This window comes from Vulcanisaeta distributa DSM 14429 (genome assembly GCF_000148385.1).
Classification (GTDB): Archaea; Thermoproteota; Thermoprotei; order Thermoproteales; family Thermocladiaceae; genus Vulcanisaeta; species Vulcanisaeta distributa.
This window is the reverse complement of record NC_014537.1, coordinates 50,921-72,669: the sequence shown is the minus strand read 5'-3', so window position 1 is coordinate 72,669 and position 21,749 is coordinate 50,921. Positions and strand designations below refer to the sequence as shown.

Here is a 21,749-nt window from a genome sequence, read left to right as displayed (position 1 = left end):
ATTTTAAAAATTAAATTACTGTTGTTTACTTAACTCGTTTCTAATCCTCACAGCCTCCCTAAGCACCAGGTCCTTTATCTCCTCGCCATCGGCCTTACCATCAGCCAAAACCTCAATTATTACCTGGTAAAGGTTAGAGCTTTGCCAGGTCTCACCAACCTTAACCTTAATGCTCTTAATCCTACCATCCTTAAGGGCCTCCTTAATCCTCTCCTCAAAGACCCAGGGGTCAATACTCGAAGGCACGTCAATCCTAGCCCTAATGCGCTTAAACGGCGCAACATCCCTATGTATTATTAATGCATCAAGCATCACGTAATTGGGTATGGTATACACCCAACCACCATCGCTGATGACCTCCGTGAACATAAGCGTTATATTCCTAATAACGCCAGTAAAGCCATTCGGCAACCCCTCATGCGGGTACATGGCCCTTATTATGCCGTACCTCCAATTAACGATTGTGACCCTATCACCCGGCTTATACCTGCCAGTCATTATGATGACAATACCAGCAATGACGTTCGATAGCGTCTGCTGCGCGGCAAGACCAACAATAATACCAACCGCAGTACCTGAGAAGGCAGCCACGGACAGACCAAACTTCTCAAAGGTCACGGCCAAGGCTATCAGTACCGCCACGATAAGTACCGTGTCAAGGATGAACTTAAGCACCGTACCCCTAACCCTATCATACCTACTAATGTAATCACCAACCCTCCTCCCAGTATCCCAAACAAGGACTGCACCAATGGTGACTATGATCACAGATCTGACAACACTATCGTAAGTCAAGAGAACACCCTTCCAACTAGTGGGTAACAGGTAAAAGACAATGTTTATGTAAAGAACATAAACCAAGGCACCAATTATGGCAAGGAGGACCCACTCAAGTAACAACCTAGCCACAAGCCTACCAACACCAACGGTAACGTTGCTACCACCCATACCCAACACAGCAATGAACAAATCTAATAATAAAGGTTATTCACACAGGGGGCAGGGAAGAAAAACATAAAAACACGAAAAAGGCATTAGGAACGAGGGCCCGTAGCTCAGCCAGGTTGGAGCGCCCTGGGGCGATAGCCCCGCGTACGGCTGATAACCGGGAGGTCCCGGGTTCAAATCCCGGCGGGCCCACCACTGATTGCTTTTACTTTAGCCCGGGCCTTGGTTGGGATCTTTGGCATTTTAAGCTTCAATACACAGTCATACTACCCGACTTGGTGACCTTGGATACCTCAATCGTTATGTACTTCACGTAGAGACTTGCGGTTAAACTCATATTTCTATCAAGCATGTCATCTCTAATTAGTGGGTTTAGGGTGAACCACGTTCTTGAACCTCATGAAGATGGTTAGAGTAATCTTCTCAGGATTGTGAATACGTGTTTTACTAAGTTGTTAGCTTTTAAACGGGATTTACGAATTACGCATTGGTGGGTTAGGATGGGACTGGCGTATGAAGTGGGTATTAAGTGGAAGGTGGTGGGAATCATAGGCATAATAGCGATTATAGTATTGGCTTTGATAATCGCGAGCCCGCACGTTAAGCCTCTTCAGCTCATTGCCAGGTCTCTTGGGCTTGTCCAGACGCAGACGATCTACGTGCCCGTGAACCACACGGTCTACGTGAACCAGACAATTGTTAAGTATGTGAACCAGACCGTGCCAGTGTACATAAACAGGACCGTTTACGTCTACGTACCTACCTTTAATTCGAGTGATTTAAATTCCCTCATTGAGTATGTGGGTAAGGCTGAGGGTACTGGGTGGTGCTGGGCTAGGCTCATTGCCCTCCCTAACGGTACTGTGTGGCTGGTGAATGTTTGGATTGCGCCGGTCAGCCTGGCGAGAGTAAGTGGGCTATTCAAGATATGGCCGTATAGCAATTGGAACTCTACGTATGGAATTAAGGATGTCACGCCATACACATTCCCCATAGTCGTGCCAATAAACAACTCACTGAATGTGATAGACCTAGAGACCTCTGATTACGTAGTGATTAGCAATGCCACCCTGAACTACCCAATGCCAAACTACACAGTGGTCCTCATGGCGACCCCAGCTACAATCTTCGTCGTCGGCAATAGGACTGGGTTTGGGCCCACGAGCATGATGGAACTGGCGTCATCTACGGTGAGCAATGGAGAGTTGCAACTAATGCAGTACTACACAGCTGGGATAGTTACTATCGGTAATGAGCTTGTTAATGCCACGCTCCCGCTGAATAGGACATACTTCGGCTACATGCCTGCGCTGGCCTCATGGACCTACTTCACCGAGGCTGGGCAACTTGTGAGTTTGCTTTCACCATTTAATGACGTCTTGGTTCCGTGTAGGGTTGACGTGATTTACGTGGCAAACCCGCAGCTGGCGCTGAACATAACCGTGCCATACCCAGACATTGTGTCTTCATACTTCGGCTACTGGCACATTGGGGAGTTCAGCCCTAGCGGTGACCCATACGCCACCACCTTCGGCTACTGGATATGGGGCGTCAATGCAACCCCTATAAACATCACGTGGTGACTAAGTTAAGGAGATACTTGAAAAATAAAAAACCGCTTTAATTTATTACTTGTACTGGCATGTCCATGGCACTGGGAAGCTACCACTTCCACTGGTTATCAAGCCTGTGCCGCTTTCACTACCCGATGCGGATATGCCATTAAATTGTTTTACGGTCCCATTTACTGTGATTTGGCTCGGACACCATGTTGCTTCAATTGTAGCAAAACTATATCCTGAGGCTATTGATGAGCTTACCGATCCACTGAGATATACGTAGTTCTAAAACACTGGTTGCTGAACCTGGCCAGCTTATAAGGACATTAACATTGTTATTTTTCAGGAAGCCTAATGACCCATTAAACCTCAATAATATCGCTAGCTTTAACATTGACCCTACTCAGTGTATTATCTTTAACATATAGTAGTGTACCCTCGTCCCTAGTCCTCACCACAATTCTGTCGTTTATCTTAATGAGATTCAGTGGATATGGTGGTAATACCTTCTCTGCCATACCTATTACAGCCTTGCTACCATTAATTAATGGCGCCAGTACTATTACTTCTACCTCAAGCTCATTTAATTCAACCTTAATCGAGCCGTTGGCCTCAATAATGCCCCACTCACCACTAATGACTTTATAGTATACGTATTGGCCGCCCAATTTCATGGGCATTTCGTCCAACCTAAACTTCTCGCTGATCCTTAGCCCATCCCTGTTAATGTTCATGAACGCAATCACCGGGTATTCATTAACTGTCGACGCAAGCTTGAGCAGCACGGATTCGTTGTATGGATCCCTAAATAGGATGTCTCTCGTGGGTAGTGCAGGTTCATCAACCCTAATAACCTCACCATCACTGAGTGTGATCCATTTAATTAATTCGACATTTGTTCTTTCTGGTTCGCGGTCAGTGATGTAAATGGGACCTCCACTGAATACCCTCGTTACCGCTATTAACCTGGCTGATTGATCATAACTCATCCACATGTCATAATCGGGATACGCAAAGTGACTGTAGAGCAGGCTATTGTAAACACTCCATAACGTATGTAACTTAGCATCTGCACGCCACATTGGGATGTAGTCCTGGGAAATCCTCATGGCATTACTCAGGGCGTAGTTACCGTAGTTTCCAGGGGCCATATCCATGCAATTCAATACGTCTAAGCCATTTGAGGCGGCAGCTAATTGAAGGGCTAATTCAATGGCCCTAGAGGCCTCGGCATCATTTGCAAGGCCCCAATAAAGCCTATGCACAATCCACTGATTATCAACCTTCACAAAGCCAAAACCCTCAGCTTTAAGTAATCTCAGCCAGGCATCATAGAGTTTAAATGCGCCTTCAAGATTGGGTATGGGTACGTAACCCTCACCCACCCTATAACCCTCCACACCCAGTGAATTCAGAAAGTCTTCGGTAACGCCCCTCCAGTACATATTTATTGTAAACCATAACCCAACATCCTCGATGCCTAAGGCCTTCAATTCATCTATAAGGGCCCTAAAGCCCTTGGGAAACTTGGATGGGTCCGGCTTAACACTGTTAAGAACCCCATTACTCAACTCCTGCCAGCCGTCATCAATTAAAACCCACCTAATTGGCACTCCCCTATCCCTAAGACCCTTAATAATTCTCACGATACTCTCATGGTTCAAATCCTCCGTTAGTAGGGCATTCCAACTACACCACCCCAACCCAACCATAAACCTTGGCCTAACCTTACTCCTCCTATGCTTAATGGGAGCAACCATTGAGGCTAACTTAACGGCATTCTCAACAGCATTATAAGGATCCTTACTAATACCCACCACTAAGGGCCAACCCTTAATGCTTCGGCTAGGCTTGCCGGTGAACGTTATTAGCTTAGGACCAGGTCCTATGAAGCCCGTTAATTGACCTGAGGACAGCGCTAGGTAGGCCCTGTATGAATTACCTAGCTTGGTTAATAGAAATACCGTGTAAGGTGGTATTTTATCGGGACCTCTCGGGAATGTCGGGAACGCCCAACAATTAACTGGGTCACGCTCCCACTTACCAACGTAGTTAGCATTACCTGGATACTCAGGCCTTTCGGGTGGTGGCTCGGATCTCGGCGTCTTACCCTGGGCCATATAATTATAGTAATTGAAGGCTCTGTCCATGAATGAGCTTGCAAGGTTTAGGAGGGTTAAAGCTAATAGGCCCTGGGCCTGTTCATTAAGGTCAAGGTCCATTGTGACTGGGTACTCGCTTAGGTCGATTTTGTCGGATCTTACTGATAATTCAATTATACTTCCATAATCATACCTCAATATATTGAGAGAAAGCTCAGAATCACATAGTTTAAAGGAGCTTTCAAGAACTTTATATGCGCATTCCTCACCATTAATAAACCTCACGGTTAACGATCTATTAGTTAAAGTCCACATACTACTCACGGCAGTCTCGAATTATTAAATACAACGCCCTTAGATGCGGTATACGTGGTGATTCTCGTGAGGCGTGCACCCTTAATGAAGCAATGCAACCAACTCTTAGCAGTAATAGGGAGCAATAAGTGTGGTGGGCCCGCCGGGACTTGAACCCGGGACCTCCCGCTCGTAAGGCGGACATCCTAACCAGGCTAGACTACGGGCCCAGGTAATTGTTGGCTTCATGAAGAATTTAAGTTTTTTGTTCATTGCCTATGCCGGGACGTTGGTCTCACTTACTTGCGTATTGTGGCTCCTCCTCATATATGTATATTTGTCCTCTCAATGCTGATGCTATTGCCGCTGTGAAGGCTAGGGCTGAGCTTATGTAGAAGAGGATGTGTAGTGAGTCCATGAATGCTGGGGCTATGGCATTTGGGAACCAGGTTAATTTAGTTATTGTGTTTATTGCCTGCTGTGGTGTGTCATTTATTATGTTTTGCGGTATCATTGAGAGCATGGTCCTTATTGGGTCATAGCCCAGGAATGCCGCGAATAGGGCTACGGTTGGTGGTATCCTGGTTATGTACGGTATTAATGCCGTGGCCCCCGCACTGGACAGTGCATTAGCCAGTGCCTGTGGTAGGTAATTCGTGAATGCCAATATGACTATTGTGAAGGCCAGGGCAAAGCTTATCGCCTGAGCAGTGTTTTGGAGCGTAGTCCTCATGCCGTTCGCAGCACCCCTGTGCTGTGGGGGTACACTGTTCATTATTGAGGCTGTGTTTGGTGATGAGAACATACCGTTACCAACACCGATCATGAAGATGACCGGCGCAAACACCCAGTACTGGAAGTTGTAGGGCATTGAGGCTAGGACTAGGAAGCCAATGCCCATTATGACCATGCCGAGGGTCGCCAATAACCTGGGCCCATACCTATCCGAGAGCCAACCACTCACCGGGCCCGTAAGTAGGAAGCCCAACATTAATGGTATTAGGTATATGCCGGCCCAAAGCGGTGCCTCGGTGTAAGGTACTCCATGGAGTGGTAACCAAATGGCCTGTAGCCAGAGGGTTAGCATTATCATTAGGCTTCCATAGGCCAGGAACCTGAGGGTTGTCGCTATCGTGGCTGCCGTAAACATCCTAATTCGAAATAACTCAAGCCTGAACATGGGCGCCTTAACCCTGGTCTCAATGAGTGGGAATAATGCTAGGAATGCGAAGCCTAGTGCGAAGGAGACTAACACCAATGGGCTGTCCCAACCCAGTGGTGATGAGCCGTAGGGCGCGAGTCCATAGGTCAGCGCAAGTAGGATGAGGGTTAGCCCAACAACGAATGTTAGGTTGCCTAGCCAATCAATCTCCTCCCTAATTGGTCTCCTAATCTCCCTGAGCCTTAAGTAGCTCCATACGGTACCGAAGACTCCGAAAGGCACTGATACGAGGAATACGTACCTCCAGTCATAGGTCGCCAACACACCACCAATTATTAGCCCGACTAAGCTACCAGCCAAGCCAGCCACCTGGTTAGTGCCTAATGCAAAGCCCCTTTCATTGGGTGGAAATGCATCCGTTAGTAGGGCAGCGCTATTAACCATTAGGAATGCGCCGCCCACGGCTTGGACTAACCTAAAGATTATGATCTCCAGTGCACCTAAGTAGCCAGTGTTTGGTGTGAGGTATAGTAGTACTGAGCCTATTGTGAATATTAGGAAGCCAAGGTTGTAAAGCCTCACCCTACCGTACATATCACTTAGCCTGCCCAGTGTGACTAGGAGTGATGCGGTGACTAGGCTATAACCCATTAAAACCCATAGTAAGTACTGGAATGCGCTTGGACTTAGTGGATTTATCCTAATTCCATTGAATATGGCTGGTAATGAGATTATGACTATTGTATTATTCATGAATGCGAGTAATGTACCGATGGTGGTATTAGACAGGACAACCCACTTATACCGCATCAGGTCATGTCTATGACTTAGAAATTATAAATCACTTACTCCATGCATGGATAATTACAGCCCGAGATTGTTATTTAAACCAGGGAGTAACGCTGGGCGTGGTATGACCAACATTAGGGTTGGACTGGCAGGGCTTGGCGTGATGGGTTGGAGAATCGCCAAGAACTTAAGGGATGCGGGCTTACTAATTGGGGTTTATAATAGGACGTTTGATAAAGCCCTGAGGTTTAGTAGGGAGTTTGGTGTTGAGGCATTTAAGACACCGAGTGAGCTTGCCAGGGCATCTGACGTAATAATCACAATGCTTAGCGATGATGAGGCTGTTAGAAATGTTATTGCGGGCAGTGACGGCGTACTGAGTGGTTTAAGGCCTGGCTCTTTAGTAATTGATATGTCTACGATATCGCCAAGCGTCTCAATAGAACTCGCCAATACCATTAAGTCCAGGGGTAGTGAAATGGTTGATGCCCCAGTGATTGGTACGTCCATAGCCGTTGAGAGAAAGGAGATAGTGGTGCTTGTTGGTGGTTCTGATGAGGCGTTTAATAGGGCTAGGGAGGTCCTACAGTATACAGCTAAAACCATAGTTCACGTGGGACCGAATGGCTACGGGCTATATGCGAAGTTAATAAACAATGCCTTGCTTGGTTCGTATGTCGTCGCTTTGGCTGAGGTTGTTCAGTTGGGTAAGGCCTTCGGTCTCAATGACTCTGTAATCCTAGACGTATTGACTAAATTATCGAGTGCCAGATCACCGACGTCTGAGTTAAAGGTCCCCAAAATGCTTAGTGGGGATTACTCGGTTCAGTTTGCCCTTAAGCACATGCGTAAGGACCTTGATATAGTTAATAGGGAGGCCTCGATACGCGGTGTCCCAATACCGATGGCATCATTAGCCCTTCAGCTCTATAGAATTGCTGAGAGGATGGGTCTTTCCGAGGAGGACTTCGCCGCCGTATTGAAAGTGTTGGTCAAGCAGTAATAACTTAAAAATCGTTACCACAACAACCCCTAATGATGATATTATTAGCGTTGGTAATTCTCGGTGTATTGATAATTATTGCATCTGTATTATCATCATTGTTATCCCTATATTTCGAGATTAAGTATTGGAGGGGTAGGAGGAGGGCTGGTGAATTGATTAATGGTAATTATCCCTGGGTAACCGTGATAATGCCCGTGAGAGGCTTGGATCAAAACATTAAAGGTAATATAGCCAGTGTTTTGGATCAGGATTATCCAGGCCGTAGGAATTACATCTTCGTACTCGATAGCGATGATGACCCGGCATACGGCATCATTAAGGACCTGATTAAAGGGTTTAATGTTGATGCCTCGGTATTAATTAACAGGGGTGGACGTAGTAAGGGTGAGGCCTTGGCCTTTGCCTTAAGTCACGTAGATGGTGAAATTGTTGTTTTCGTCGATAGTGATGCCCTTGTTCATAGGCATTGGCTTAGGAACTTGGTATCCTCGCTGGTTAAAGGCTCGGGCGCCGCCACAACGTATAGATTCTACGTACCACTCAGGAGGCTTAGCCTTGGTTCATTATTAAGGGCTAGCTTTAACATGATTGGTATCACGGCGATGCAGAACCCTGTGGCTAGGTTCACCTGGGGTGGCTCCACGGCTATTTGGAAATGGATATTGGATAAGTGGAGGATCCGTGATTACCTGCCTTATTACCTGAGTGATGATTATGTAATCACGCACTTCGTACATAGGGAGGGCTTAGCCATAGACTTTGTCCCTGAGTCCCTAGTCCTGACGCTCGAGGATGTAAGCATTAAGGAGGCCTTTACCTGGTCTGTTAGGCAGTTGTGGTATGTCAGGGTTTACGGATTTAGGGGATTCCTGCTATATGCCGCATCCTACACATTGTATGTAGTTACGCTGCCCATAGCCATAGCCCTCTCATTCATTAATGCGTGGTTCATAGTACCTGGGCTTTTACCATTTATTTTTGGTGTGGTTAAGGATTACATTAGGATAAGTGGCATTAAGGCCCTTGACAGATTTTATGGCATTAACATAACGAGAGGTTATTCAACGCTCCTGGCACTAATCTCGATATTGAATGTTTACTTTTCCTGGCTGGCAATAATTAAGACTATGTTTACTAAATCCATTAATTGGAGGGGCCGTGAATTCACGGTGATGGATGCCATAAGATTAATGAAGGAGAGACCGCTTGAGTGACCTTTGTGGTTAATGTCAGGGAATCCTTCTGGGCTATGGTAAGGGAACCACAATTATTGATTAACTACCTGAGGGAACTTGGTATTGACATTAATGAGATTTGCAGGGAAGAGCCTATTAACATGCTTAATTGCCCACCAAGTGAGGGTGATGACTTTAGGTCCAGGTTTTTTGTGGTCTCGTACATATACCTTAGGGTGTTGGGTCAGGAGTTAAGGGAATTGGAGGGTTCTGGTGTCATTGTTGAGGAATTAAATGAATTATTAAGCGATGTATTAACGGATATGAGATTATACAATGCGCCGCCTAGGCTTATGAATGCCGTTATATCCATTATACGTGATATATTACGATTACGTAGGTAAACCATAAATTAACGCCTACTCTCGCTTAATGCCTCCTCTAGCTTCTTTAGTAAATCCTCCAATTCATTTATCTCATCGGTATACAACTTAACCATTACCGCATCCCACTTACTCCTTATCTGGTTTAGTAGCTCCTTGGCATCCCTTATTCTTTGTCTTGCTTCATCATAAACCTCATTATTTATTAGGGCCTTTGCCTCACTGAGCAGCTCGCTTAGTCTTAACAAGTCCTCTGGCATATGTACTGTTGCGAATGATGTATATTCATTTAATTGATCCTTATTATTAACTAAGTATCTAAGCACCTTTATCGTACCCACCCTTAACAGTGATGGTGTTAATTCAGCACGGCCTATGTCTATGCCGTGGAGCATTAAGTACGTGGCTACGTACATTGGCACCTTAACCCTAGTCCTATTACTAATCGGTATGTGCTCAACGTAATTGGCTATTATTGGGCTTATGATCTTTGATATATCCTTTATGTGGTCATAAACGTATTGCGTAATTATCTTATTAACGGCTTGTACGTCGTCCATGGTAGCCAGGGGCTCCATCCTTTCCAGGTCCATCCTTAACTCCCAACCCTTTATTATCAATGGCTCAGTATCATCAGGGCTAACCCACTCGGTGAAGACCCTTAGCGGGAACCTATCATAGAGCGCCTGTAACTCCTCCTCATCGGGAATCCTATTGCTTGCGCCAAAGACTGTCCAGGTCCTCACTGGGACCACCTTTTCACCATCATAAACGACCCTCTCATTGAGTATGGATAATAGCGTGTTCAATATGGCGCTTGATGCATTGAATATCTCATCAAGCAGTGCAAACTCGCTCTCCACTATTGAGTTCGCGTATATCCTCTCCACCTTACCATCCAAAAGCTTAGCAATGTTTATTGGGCCTAGGATCTCCTCGAGATCCGTAAACTTCGTTAACTGCCTATAAAACCACTTGGCATTTAGCAGTTTAGATAATGCGTATACCAACGTTGTTTTTGCAGTACCTGGCGGACCAACTAGTAGGTAATTCTCCCTGGACAAGGTAGCCATTAATGCCCCAAGGACCTCATTCTCATACTTAAAGAACATACTATTCAATTTCGCATAAACATTCCTAATCCTATCAAAATAGTTCTCACTCACGATTTAATACGTTAAGTACTAGAATTTAAACGTTCCTCATAAATACTAAGATATGATCAAGCACTTCCATAAAGCACTTTATTCAATTCACTCATTAACTTAGCCATTTCACCCTCAATAATCTTCCTCCTGGCCATGAGTACCTGCCTTAACTCGTCTGAGGAAGCCCTGGTTTCAAGCTCCTTGATCTTAACAATACCATCCGCCAGATAATCCAATAACTCAAGCATTATATTCACGTCCTCAGGGATACTTCCATTGAACCTATCCCTGACCTCAGCCCTAAAGCACTCCCAATGAATTGGACCTTGTTTAGTGAACGTGAACTTCATACCTTCAACAACCTCCTCACCGCACCTATAGCACTTCCAGATTTTCCTGCTCATACATTTTCCGCCATACTCATGGATTTAATTTCCCTTAGTTGGCTTCTAAATTAAGTGAATATATAATTATTCTTTTAAATAATTATAAATAGTTATGAATATATAATCACAGTGAGAACCTAATGGCCGCCCTATCGATGGCCTCGAATATTGTTGGATGCTGATGCGCAAGTAGTGCTATGTCCTTAACCCTGGCATTCACGGATACCGCCAATGCTATCTCATTAATTATTAGCGAAGCAGCTTCACCATAAACAACACCACCAATAATCCTCTGGCTCTCCCTCTCAATAATCAACTTAACCCAACCCTCCCTAACACCCATTATTTGGGCGTATGCATCATCCTCAAGCGGGTATGACACAGTTACATAATTAATACCTCTAGCCTTAGCAGCATCCTCGTTTAAACCGACCATTGCCGCTTCGGGTTCTGTGAATATTGCCATTGGTATTGAGTTGAAGTTGACTTCATAAATGGGCTTGCCGTGGAGTATATTCCATGCCGCGACCACGGACTCCTTAACAGCTGCATGATAAAGCATGTACTTACCAATCACATCGCCGGCTGCGTAAGTATTGGGCGCCTTAGTCCTCATTGACGACTCAACATCAACATGCCCCTTCTCAACAATGCCCAACTTATCGAGACCCTCCACATAAGGCTTCCTACCAACCGCCATTATAACCTCAGAACCAGCCACGTAACCCCTACTGCCATCTGGTCTCTCAAACTCAACAATCTTTTGCCCACCCTCCTCCTTAATACCAATAACCTTTGAGTTCGTGAGAACCTCAACACCCTTAGATTTCAGCTTCTCCTCGATCTTAGAGACAACGTCATTATCCCAACCAGTTAATATCCTAGGCAACATCTCAACTATCGTTGCCTTGATACCCATGGAACCAAGTACTGATGCAACCTCAACACCTATGTAACCACCGCCTATAATCACAACGTCATTCGGTATCTTCCTATAACTCGTCTTATAACCAAATAATTCCTGGCTTCCAATGGCAAGGTCAGCACCAGGTACAGGTATTTTAATCGGCACTGACCCGGTTGCTATCAGCAGTTGTCTCGCCTCAACATCCTTAGTCCAGGAACCATCAATAGCCCTAACCCTAACCCTATGCTCATCAATAACCTCCGCAATGCCCTTAACGAAGTCCACATTCTCGTGCCCCTTAATCTCCCTAATGTGCTGTAAGTACCTAATGTATTGGACGTTATCCTTATGATCAATCGCGTTCTCCCAAAGAACCCTAACCGCATTTATGTCCTTATTACCAACACTATTTAGTATACCCCTTATCTTCTCCATTAGGTATATCGTCATGTAAACCGACTTAGACGGTATACAACCCTCGTACAGGCAGTTACCGCCAAGATTTCCCTTATCATCAACCATCAAAACCTTAAGACCACCCTTACTCAACTCAAAGGCTCCATGATAACCACCTCCGCCACCGCCTATAACAACAACATCATACTTATCTAACTTTGGTGGGTCCTCAAACTCAGGGTCCGTGGGTGGGAATACTGGGTATTTTCCAAGCACGAATATGACAAAAAAGCGCTGGATTTATTTGTTTTTAAGTCAAAAATTTGACAGATCAAACAAAATAATTTTAGGTCTCAAGCACTAAACACCCCCAAGCTCTCTCAACGCAACAACTAAGTCCTCAGTGAGAATTCCACTATATGAGCCGTAGAGATATAGTCCAAGAGCCACAAGTGCAGCTATTATGGTGTCCCACGGGAATGGTATTATAGGTGTCTCGAAGACGCTGAAGGAGCCTAGGAATGATAGTATGAATGCCGAGAATATTGTTGCCACAACCCACCAACCAGCCTTCACATGCTTCATCGCTATCTCACGATCCCTAGCCGTAGAGGCCACGTACAGCGTAAATCCAACAACCATGGCTATCATTACCACGACATAACTAACAAAATCTACTATATGCGTCGGCTGTAATTTGAGCATTGTGACTGGTAATGAGGCAGGCCACCCAGTGGGTGCTGCGAATGGGAGGTATATCAGGTAGTATGTGGCTACGATAAGTACGACCCAGTATATTATCCCAGATACAATGCCAGCGGTTCTGCTTGCCCCATACCTATTGACCATTGTGTACATGTAGAATAGCGGTAAGCCGGCAAGTATTAGGGCTATTGCAAACCATAGATAGTAGAAGGTTGACCAGTAGACAATTAGGAAGGCCGCTATTGTGGCTATGGCACCAATCACCGACGCAGCAGGCAATTTAATTGGCCTGTTAGCATTTGGTGCAGTCCTCCTGAGGGTCATTAATGATGGCCCGCCGATTATGTACGTGAACACAGTAGTTGTTGTTATAAATGAGGATATCGCAAACCAAGTCGGGAATGGCAACAGGAATAATAGTCCAAGTACTAAGGCAGCAATTGTCGGCCAAAGTGGGATCTTATGTCTATTTAGCTTTAGGAACGCAGATGGTAGGTGACCATCAGCCGCCATGCCATATATTGTCCTCGCCGTTGTGCCTATGTATATCCAGCCAGTACCTGATGGTGAGATTATGGCATCTATTAATAGTATTACTGCGAAGCCGGCAAGTATTGCTACGCCACTGGTGGCCATAATCTCATAGAATGGACCACTACTTAATACTGAGGATGATAAGGCCTGCCAATTGCCTGGACTTACCTTAGCGGCGCTCCAATTAACTGCACCTATAAATGCCACCTGGAGCATTACGTAAATGAACATCACAATTACATAACCGAGTATTGTACCCCAAACTACGTCAGTCGCCTTCCTAGCCTCACCGCTGTAATCAATGCCCTGCCTAAAGCCCAGGTATGCATAGGCTATGCCAGTGGTTGGTATTGCCAGGAAGACTTCTGACCAGCCATACGGTATAAAACCGCCAGCGAGCCCTGAGTAATTAACTGTGTGCATGGCTAGTGCCATGAGTAAAATGAAGGTTAGGGATGGTATTATTAGTTTCCACCAACCAACGGCCGTGTTCGTCTTACCCATAACATGAACACCATACCAATTAAGAAGGAAGAAGAATACAACCAAAGCAGCGGCCACCAACGTACCCAATGGCGTTAATAAGCCATTGGACATTAGCTGTGGTAAGTAACTTGACATGTAGGTCACGGCAGCTATGGCCTCTGATGGAGCAACAGTGACCGCGCTTAGGAAGTACGCCCAACCCATTATAAACGACGCAAAGCCGCCATGGGTATACTGAGGATATCTAACAATACCACCACTCTTAGGCAGCATGCCGCCAATCTCCGCGTAGGCCAATGCTATGAATATCATTAGGAACCCAGCAATTAGCCAAGAGAGAATGGCGGCAGGACCCGCCGTGGCAGCCGCGCCAAGTGAACCAAATAACCAACCACTACCAATCATGGCGCCTACAACTAGGAAGGCTATATCCCACTGGTTCAACGCCCTCCTTAACTGTTTATCGCTTTGAATAGCCTTCTTTTCACCAACCTCAGGCCCTGCCTCAGGTGGGTTCACCATGGAATTATCTTCATAATGATCTTTTAAAGTATTTCCTCCTTATAGAATAGTAAAAAATTATGATAAACATTATTATTTTTCCTACGTACTAATATATAGATAACAAATATTAGAAATAGAAAATAAGGAAAAATAGAGAAAAACCAGGTCCAAATTAGCCATAAGTATTCCTTAGTACATAAAATGTCCAATAATTGACAAAGTCAATAAATTATTTTAATAATAAATTAAAGTTATAAATTAAATAATATGCTTAAGAATAAATTTAAAATTTATATTTTATGCTAAATTTATTGATTAAATAGAAAAATAATCATTATCATTTGATTAATAGAAAAATAAAAGATCACGGTTTAATCTTTATCGTATCTATTTACTTCTATTTATTCTATTGGTAACCCCTTCTCTTTTATCTGCCTTAGATCCTTTGTTTCGTAGGCTAGATTTATTGCTATGAAGTAGACTACTAAGCTCAGTATTGCAAATGTTATGTAGTCCCATGGGTATGGTATTAATGGCGTTGATAGTGGACCCAATGAGCCTATGTACGATATTACGCCTAGCAATATGTTGTATATTGGTACCCAGAGGGCAGCCTTAACGTCTGGGTGCCTTGACTTAAACCATAGGTAAAACAGGCTCAACACCTGAATTAGGGATATTAATGTCCAGTAAACGGCGAATGATGTGATCACGCCTAAGCTAGCAAACCAATTGAGGTACCAACCGGCAATTAATAATGATGAAGTTACCCAGTAAACCACCGCAAATATCACAGATGCTGCACGTGTCAACTTAATTTCTGACCTATATGGACCGAGAAGCAATAGTGGGAATCCGAGTATAACACCCGCTATTATTGCGTTGACGTATGACCAGCCAGACCAATAAATAAGCAGTGATGCAACGACGAAGCTAAGCGGGTAGAATACGTACCAAGCCGGTGGGTTAAACGGTCTCTTTAAGTCAGGAGCCAACTTCCTAAGTGCATGATTGGTTATGCCAACTTGTAAATAGCCATAAACTGTCATCACGGCAGAATATGACATTATTGTATACCAGGTTGGGAATGGCGCCATAAACGCTATACCTATTACTGCGGCAATTATGAGGGCTATCCAGGGCGTCTGGAACTTTCTGTGTATTCGTGAAAAGAATTCAGGTATATAACCAACCCTAGACATACCATATAAATTCCTACCGCTAGTCCCAAGAAAGACAGCTAAGGTTCCAGCAGGTGATATGGCGGCATCAATTAAAAGTAATACAGCAAGACCCATTAATATCGGTATCCCGGTTGCCATGGCCTCACTGGCAAATGGATGGGCTTGCCAACTACTTGACGCAAGTGACTGCCAATCACCAGGTTTCACACCAGCCGCCTCCCAATTAATTGCCCCTATAAATGCAATTTCAAGTAATATGTAAAGTATTATCACGGATATCAATGCAAGTATCGTCCCTAACGGCGCATCTCTTTGCGGATTCTTGCCTTCACCGGCATACTCAAGACCTTGTCTAAACCCCTCGTATGCCCAAACAATACCTGTGGTAATCATACCGGAAAAGACCACTGAGTAACCATATGGCGCAAAACCACCCGGTAACTTACCAATTACATAGTCCGGGTGAAAGTATAATGCAATTAATAATATTATTGTTAAGCCAGGTATTATTATTTTCCAGGCAGTTATGAATCTATTAAACCAGCCATAAACATTTACACCAATTAATTGAATTGCGAGAAAGACCAATACTAACAATGCTGCTACGGCTAAACCAAGCGGTGTCAATACTCCAATAGTTGAATTCCAAAACTGCGGTATGTAATAGCTGGCGTATTCAACAATGGCTACTGCCTCGACGCTAACCGTGGTAATCGCACCCAACGTATATGCCCAGGCTAGTAAGTAGTTACTAATTGTTCCGTGACTATAATGGTTATACCTAGCTAGAGAGCCACTGAATGGGAAAAGACCACCAAGTTCTGCGAAGGGGAATACCATGAATATGAAGAATACACCAGCTATTATCCAAGAGAGGAGAGATGCAGGTCCCATGGCACCAGAAGCACCTAATGCTGCGAATAACCAACCACTACCGACCATACCCGTGAATGCTAACATGAAATAATCAGTCATGGTTAAAGCTCTCCTAAGCCTAACCTGAGATTGAGTACTTGACGTCATATTAATTTAAATTTGATTAAATTAGGATATAAATTTTATCATTATCTAGTATCTATTTAATCTATTTATTATTCTATCATTGTCTTTGTTTTATATATTTTTACGTTCTCCATCTTCAGCGCATTTACTACTTGGCTTAATATGGACCTATTTCTTATGTACGCCTCCTCAATTGGTGTTAACCCCTCACCCCTTATTTCACCCCTGGCCACTAAGTCGGCTATGATGGCCGCGGTGAAGCCTGTGAGTCTAGCCATTGATGTGAAGCCTCCCTGGGCATAGTCAACACTTTCGAACTTAACCACGGCGTAATCACCGCTTATTTTACCCTTAGCCTCAACAACCATTATTGAGAAGTCGTTTATCCCGGGTCTTAATGACTTAGAGAGCACATACTTCGCAGTCTCTACATCACTCAAAAGCCCAAGGTCCCTGAGAACCCTCATAATTTCCAAATGTCTCCTCCACCTAATAGTCCTCTCGTAAACATTCCTCAGGGTCTTAAAATACTTGGGTAATGTTACAAGCAATGTACTTAAACCATCCGTATAAAACTCCGCGAACTCGCCATTAACGAGCCAAGTCCTAAAGTCAAAGATCTCCGCAAGCGGCTCAACACCGACGACCCTACCATCCTTAATAATCGTTGCAGACCTAACGTACTCATCAACCGTACTCTCAAGGGAGAAGAGAAGCTCGTAGTAAAGTGGTGGCTTTGGATCAACCGGGTTACCACCGACATGTATACCCACCTCCTCAACAACCTCAAGCTCATTGGCAGCCGCCATAGCGAGTAAGTTAGTCAGTCCTGGAGCCCAACCACAGGCCGGGATAATAATGGGACCACTGACTAACTTACGGGCTAAATCCTCATTGTACTTCCACATGAATATTAAGTCAATAACGGGTTTACCAAGCTCATGAAGTCTAAGGACCACCTGATCGGCTATTGACTGCGGGACTGCGCTGACAATCACGTCATTCTCGCCTGCAATACGTTTCAGATCCTCATAATTCCTGGCATCAGCCTTAACCGCATTATTAATGCCCAATCGCTTAGCCTCACTGACTGCCTCATCACTAACATCATAACCATTAACGACATGGCCCGTATGCCTAGCCAAGTAATAAGCAATTGCACGACCCATCGGACCCAAACCAACAATACCTATTGAAACCACGAGATAACGAGTAAGTGTTGATTTTAAGCTTTATATGTAACGAACATATGACGGAAGCTTATTAAGTCGCACTATCCTCATCGTTTATGCGCATGTTTTTGCTACTTCCTCTAGTGAATTACCACGTATTCGCCGATTTCTCGAGGACTTGTCAAGGTGTCGCTGCCTAAGCCCATTGCTTAGGTTACCAATAATGCTTATGGGCTAACCGTGCTGATTGAACAACCAATGTCTGCATTGTTGAGCAAGGTTTTAGTCTTTTTCCTTTGTCCTGTTTGATGGTTAGGGTTTTGGTTGTTGATGTTGTAACTGCCGTTGTTGTAGCCATTGCCGTGGTTCTCCTGGCTTACCTACTCATCTTGAGACCATCAATGACATACCTAACCATTAATGCACCCTACGTATTCCTAATGCCCATTGGCAATGGGCAGTATGAATTACTTTACTACGACCTCAATGGCGACCCGCATGACTTGGTAACGTACAAGGTACAAAGTAATGCGTTGAATCAAGCGGTGAGTGAGATTAATTCGTTTAATCAGCGGAATATGGGGACTATAATTAATGGTCAGCTATTCATACCGCTGAGTTACGAGGTCATTATTGGAAACTCAACCCGGGTAGTACAGATACCCGTGCAGGGAAACACGGTACTGTTGGATAGTGCTAGCTATAATGAACCAACAATAGCACTTGGATTAGCAAACATATGGTACCAACCAGGAATGGGAACGGTATTGCAAGAAGTAACGAACCTTCAACAATACGTACAAAACCCAATATTTACTGGAGGAGCAGTAGTAATAATGAGTAATGGAATAATACCATATAGTATTATGTTCGCGTACAATTCAATAGGTTATGGGGGAGCATTGAATTTCACGATGCAGAGCATTGTACAAAGCGTTAGAGCTTATTTCACTACACAGGTTAATAGTGCAGGATATAACTGGTCTCCTTCTTTATGGAATAACTAATTAGTAAGGCAACTTTAAAGTAGTGATTATCCAGGGTTTATACGCATATAACTAGCCCACCACTAGCCATTGTATATCCTTCCTCATATCCAAAGCCCCATTAATAACGGACAATAAAGAACTTACTGAAACACGTATACAATACTCCATTATTCAACTTCGAATACTATTCGTACATGCCTTCATAGCTTATTGTCTAGGCAGGTCAGTATTTTTCGCTTAAGTTTCTGCTTGTTATTAACGGTCAACTATGTGCTCCCTGGGCGATGCGTCATCCATGCACGTATATATGCCTTGCATAATTGGACATTAAATTGAAATGTAACTGATCACAGCAATGATCTAGGAAGGATTAAATGCAACTCTGGTGCCCCGGCCGGGATTTGAACCCGGGTCACGGGCTCGAGAGGCCCGCATACTTGACCGGGCTATACGACCGGGGCTCATTGCTCATTAAATACGTCGGTTTTTAAGTCTTTTGTTGTGTTTGTAGGTTCTTCATTTATTAATTTTAATTCACGTTTTATCATGCGTATTTGCCTTCTTATCCTCCTTAATCTCCTTATTGCCTTTGTTACCTCGGTCTTCGTATATCCCTTTAGCTTCAGCTCCTTAATTAATTCGAGCATATTCCTTTCCTGATTCTTTAGTTCTATGTATTTTAGGATTAATTGTCTCTTCTCGAGCTCCCTCAATTTCTCATAATTCGTCTGCCGCCCTGTCTCAATGCCTATTAGTCTCCTCTCTATTTCCCTAAGCCTATCCTCCTCACTAATTATATCATTTAGCACCTTCTCATAATCTATCCCTCCCATGTACTTACCGTATTTACGTATTAACTCATCAATCATTGCCCATCAACCTCCTAATAATTCTTTGACCAACATACTCCTCCTCAACCTCCTTAACATCATCATTAACCTCGTCAAACTCATTAATTATCACATCATCTACATTCTCAATCACCTCATCATTATCATCATAAACTAAATACCTCCTAGGATTCATGTATCTGCTCAACGAAACACCACTTAACCTTATTATCTCTATAACGGCATCCTTACTCAATAAACCATTAACGTATAACTTAATCGCCTCTTGAGCCGTCCTATACGATCTATCCTGAAGTCTTATTGATAATTCCCTTAACTTAATTGGCCAATTTAGTTGATAATCAAGTGCTTCCTGAATAACTCCCCTAACCCTTTTCTTAACCACGGGATTGTTAATAGTGCGTTATTAATTAGGTTATTAGTTAAGTTAGTGATGTAGTGTTGGTCAATAGTTTTAAAGAAGTCCCTTCTCTCGAAGGAACTCCCTGAATAGGTCTGTCTTCGTTAGCATTGCCCAATCCTCCTTCGGTGTGCTTATGTATTTCTGGAACTCAAGCCAAAAGGCCATGTGCATTGGGTCGTACTTACTCTTCAATTTAACATGCTTTAGCAGCGAACTCGAGTTTGCATACTCCTTACCGCATACGGGGCAGATGACCATTGTCTTGAGTCCTGGAAAGCCTCCTTATTAATTTAGTGGTTAGCCTAATTGTTAATGGATCGGGCTATTGATGAAGATATTTTTAATGACTTAATGAGTATTTCCCTAAAATATTCCCATGAAATTTAATTTTTAACCAAACATTATTTAAATTTAAAATAATTAGAAAACCTTAATTACGAGGGAGAGTATTAAAGCAGCCATTACTAACCCGAGCAGTGATGACCAACTCATTTTCAGCGCCTGATCTGGCCTATACCTGCCGTATACGGATCTTGTGAAAACCATTATCATCATCACTATGTATGTCTTTATACCAAACCATATTGCAGGTGACAAAGCTCCGAAATATGGTATGTATGGTCCCGCCCAACCATCTAGGAACAATAGAACCATTAGTAGACTTAACACGTATAACTTTTCATAACTCATCGTCATTACTAAGCCATACACAATACCGCTATATTCCGTGTATGGGCCAAGGACTATTTCCGTATCAGCCTCTGGTATTTCGAAGGGGAACCTTGACGTGGCCATCAACGTGGCTATTAGGAAGGCGAGGAATGCAAGTGGGTTTGCTATTATGCCCGGCAGGTGCGTTACCTGCCAGTCGACTATCTTGAATGGGTCTGCCGTTCCGTAAATTAGGAGTATTGCAACGGCTGATAATATGAGTATCGCCTCATAACCCGTGTATAATAATGCCTCCCTCACCGTCCCTATGTACGTGAACCTATCATTACTAGCCCAACCAATCAATATTATCGCTATATTAAATAACGTTATTAATGCCAATGCAATCAGTACATCATAGCCCGTGTAAACGCCGTAAATACCCTCAATCATTGCGCCATTTGGGAGTGTAAATTGCCTTGGACCGACCGGTATGAAGAATATGGGTAGTGTCGATAGTATGAATGCTATGGCTGGTGCGTGAATGAAGTAATTCCTATCCGCATGGATAGGGACCACAAACTCCTGAAACGTATACCTAAATAGGTCTGCAAATGGTTGGAGAAAACCGCCTATTGGCCTAGAAACCTCAAGTGGCCCAATCCTCCATTGCACCTTAGCCGTTATCTTTCTCTCAAACCATATTATGAAGATCAGAGCTATCGTCACCGAAACTAGGCCAGGTACAAAGAGTAGGTCAAATATTGGCCTCCAGAAGATGAGGTGCACTATTATGTTTATTACTGGTACGTGGTTTAGGAAGTTTATTATTGGCCATAGGAATGGTATGTAATTATCGGGCCTTGATAATATGTAATTAATTATTGAATAGAGTAATTGTATAGCCGATGATATGATGCCGGATACCCAGCTAAGCGCTGAACCAATTATTGATAATACGGGCTCCATGTAAGTACCCAGCATGGTTAAGGTCCTTGATTATTTTAAGCTTA

18 protein-coding genes and 3 tRNA genes are annotated in these 21,749 nt (G+C 43.8%); 6 read left to right on the top strand and 15 right to left on the bottom strand.

Translation table 11 applies throughout. From position 1 onward, the window contains the following. Positions 1-15: 15 nt before the first annotated feature. Positions 16-948 carry a mechanosensitive ion channel family protein gene (locus tag VDIS_RS00370; protein ID WP_013335213.1) on the bottom strand — a complete coding sequence of 311 codons (933 nt, stop codon included), beginning with the start codon at positions 946-948 and terminating at the stop codon, positions 16-18. Positions 949-1,044: 96 nt separating this feature from the next. Here VDIS_RS00370 and VDIS_RS00365 point away from each other — a divergent pair. Beyond that, positions 1,045-1,143, top strand: a tRNA-Ile gene (locus tag VDIS_RS00365). 305 nt (positions 1,144-1,448) lie between these two features. Next, positions 1,449-2,531: a hypothetical protein gene (locus VDIS_RS00360; RefSeq protein ID WP_013335212.1), complete on the top strand. Its 1,083-nt coding sequence runs from the start codon at positions 1,449-1,451 to the stop codon at positions 2,529-2,531. Positions 2,532-2,869: 338 nt separating this feature from the next. On the opposite strand, the gene VDIS_RS00355 is transcribed toward VDIS_RS00360, so the two are convergent. From VDIS_RS00355 to VDIS_RS00345, 3 genes are all read right to left on the bottom strand, one after another. Further along, positions 2,870-4,924 carry a Sip1-related alpha-galactosidase gene (locus VDIS_RS00355; protein ID WP_013335210.1) on the bottom strand — a complete coding sequence of 685 codons (2,055 nt, stop codon included), beginning with the start codon at positions 4,922-4,924 and terminating at the stop codon, positions 2,870-2,872. A 131-nt stretch (positions 4,925-5,055) separates the two neighbouring features. After that, positions 5,056-5,133 (bottom strand) — tRNA-Val (locus tag VDIS_RS00350). A gap of 65 nt (positions 5,134-5,198) precedes the next feature. Next, the gene (locus tag VDIS_RS00345) at positions 5,199-6,875 is read right to left on the bottom strand and encodes an MFS transporter (protein ID WP_013335209.1); all 1,677 of its coding nucleotides are present in this window, start codon (positions 6,873-6,875) and stop codon (positions 5,199-5,201) included. Positions 6,876-6,921: 46 nt separating this feature from the next. Here VDIS_RS00345 and VDIS_RS00340 point away from each other — a divergent pair, with 46 nt between their 5' ends. Genes VDIS_RS00340 through VDIS_RS00330 form a run of 3 tightly spaced genes read left to right on the top strand, consistent with a single transcriptional unit; the run spans position 6,922 to position 9,439 of the window. Next, positions 6,922-7,857 (top strand): NAD(P)-dependent oxidoreductase, encoded by a 936-nt coding sequence (locus VDIS_RS00340; protein WP_148678138.1) that lies wholly within the window; start codon positions 6,922-6,924, stop codon positions 7,855-7,857. Between the two features lie 32 nt (positions 7,858-7,889). Beyond that, complete coding sequence (locus tag VDIS_RS00335; RefSeq protein ID WP_013335207.1) at positions 7,890-9,074, top strand: glycosyltransferase family 2 protein; 1,185 nt, start codon at positions 7,890-7,892, stop codon at positions 9,072-9,074. 5 nt (positions 9,075-9,079) lie between these two features. Beyond that, positions 9,080-9,439 carry a hypothetical protein gene (locus tag VDIS_RS00330; protein WP_245522529.1) on the top strand — a complete coding sequence of 120 codons (360 nt, stop codon included), beginning with the start codon at positions 9,080-9,082 and terminating at the stop codon, positions 9,437-9,439. Between the two features lie 8 nt (positions 9,440-9,447). Here the strand turns inward: VDIS_RS00330 and VDIS_RS00325 are convergent, their stop codons facing one another. From VDIS_RS00325 to VDIS_RS00300, 6 genes are all read right to left on the bottom strand, one after another. Continuing rightward, positions 9,448-10,584 (bottom strand): AAA family ATPase, encoded by a 1,137-nt coding sequence (locus VDIS_RS00325; protein WP_013335205.1) that lies wholly within the window; start codon positions 10,582-10,584, stop codon positions 9,448-9,450. A 56-nt stretch (positions 10,585-10,640) separates the two neighbouring features. Then, positions 10,641-10,970: a DUF2175 domain-containing protein gene (locus VDIS_RS00320; protein WP_013335204.1), complete on the bottom strand. Its 330-nt coding sequence runs from the start codon at positions 10,968-10,970 to the stop codon at positions 10,641-10,643. A 106-nt stretch (positions 10,971-11,076) separates the two neighbouring features. Beyond that, positions 11,077-12,531, bottom strand: coding sequence for a dihydrolipoyl dehydrogenase (locus VDIS_RS00315; RefSeq protein WP_013335203.1), 1,455 nt, complete (start codon positions 12,529-12,531; stop codon positions 11,077-11,079). 84 nt (positions 12,532-12,615) lie between these two features. Next, on the bottom strand, positions 12,616-14,502 hold the full coding sequence (locus VDIS_RS00310; protein WP_013335202.1) for an APC family permease: 1,887 nt from the start codon (positions 14,500-14,502) through the stop codon (positions 12,616-12,618). 383 nt (positions 14,503-14,885) lie between these two features. Next, positions 14,886-16,691: an APC family permease gene (locus VDIS_RS00305; RefSeq protein ID WP_013335201.1), complete on the bottom strand. Its 1,806-nt coding sequence runs from the start codon at positions 16,689-16,691 to the stop codon at positions 14,886-14,888. A 68-nt stretch (positions 16,692-16,759) separates the two neighbouring features. Continuing rightward, positions 16,760-17,872, bottom strand: a complete 1,113-nt coding sequence (locus tag VDIS_RS00300; protein ID WP_013335200.1) for a saccharopine dehydrogenase family protein — start codon at positions 17,870-17,872, stop codon at positions 16,760-16,762. 278 nt (positions 17,873-18,150) lie between these two features. Between VDIS_RS00300 and VDIS_RS00295 the strand changes: the two genes are divergently transcribed. Then, positions 18,151-18,849: a hypothetical protein gene (locus tag VDIS_RS00295; RefSeq protein WP_013335199.1), complete on the top strand. Its 699-nt coding sequence runs from the start codon at positions 18,151-18,153 to the stop codon at positions 18,847-18,849. Between the two features lie 365 nt (positions 18,850-19,214). Here VDIS_RS00295 and VDIS_RS00290 read toward each other — a convergent pair. The 5 genes from VDIS_RS00290 to nuoH form a co-directional block, all read right to left on the bottom strand. Further along, positions 19,215-19,292: transfer RNA gene (locus VDIS_RS00290), tRNA-Glu, on the bottom strand. Continuing rightward, entirely contained in the window at positions 19,293-19,700 is a 408-nt protein-coding gene (locus VDIS_RS00285; protein ID WP_013335198.1) for a hypothetical protein, read from the bottom strand. After that, positions 19,693-20,067, bottom strand: a complete 375-nt coding sequence (locus VDIS_RS00280; RefSeq protein WP_013335197.1) for a hypothetical protein — start codon at positions 20,065-20,067, stop codon at positions 19,693-19,695. The genes VDIS_RS00285 and VDIS_RS00280 overlap by 8 nt, the downstream gene beginning before the upstream one ends. 69 nt (positions 20,068-20,136) lie before the next feature. Then, positions 20,137-20,343, bottom strand: a complete 207-nt coding sequence (locus tag VDIS_RS00275) for a hypothetical protein (RefSeq protein WP_013335196.1) — start codon at positions 20,341-20,343, stop codon at positions 20,137-20,139. A gap of 162 nt (positions 20,344-20,505) precedes the next feature. Then, a complete protein-coding gene (gene nuoH, locus VDIS_RS00270; protein ID WP_013335195.1) occupies positions 20,506-21,720 on the bottom strand; it encodes an NADH-quinone oxidoreductase subunit NuoH in 1,215 nt (404 codons plus the stop codon). Positions 21,721-21,749: the final 29 nt, after the last annotated feature.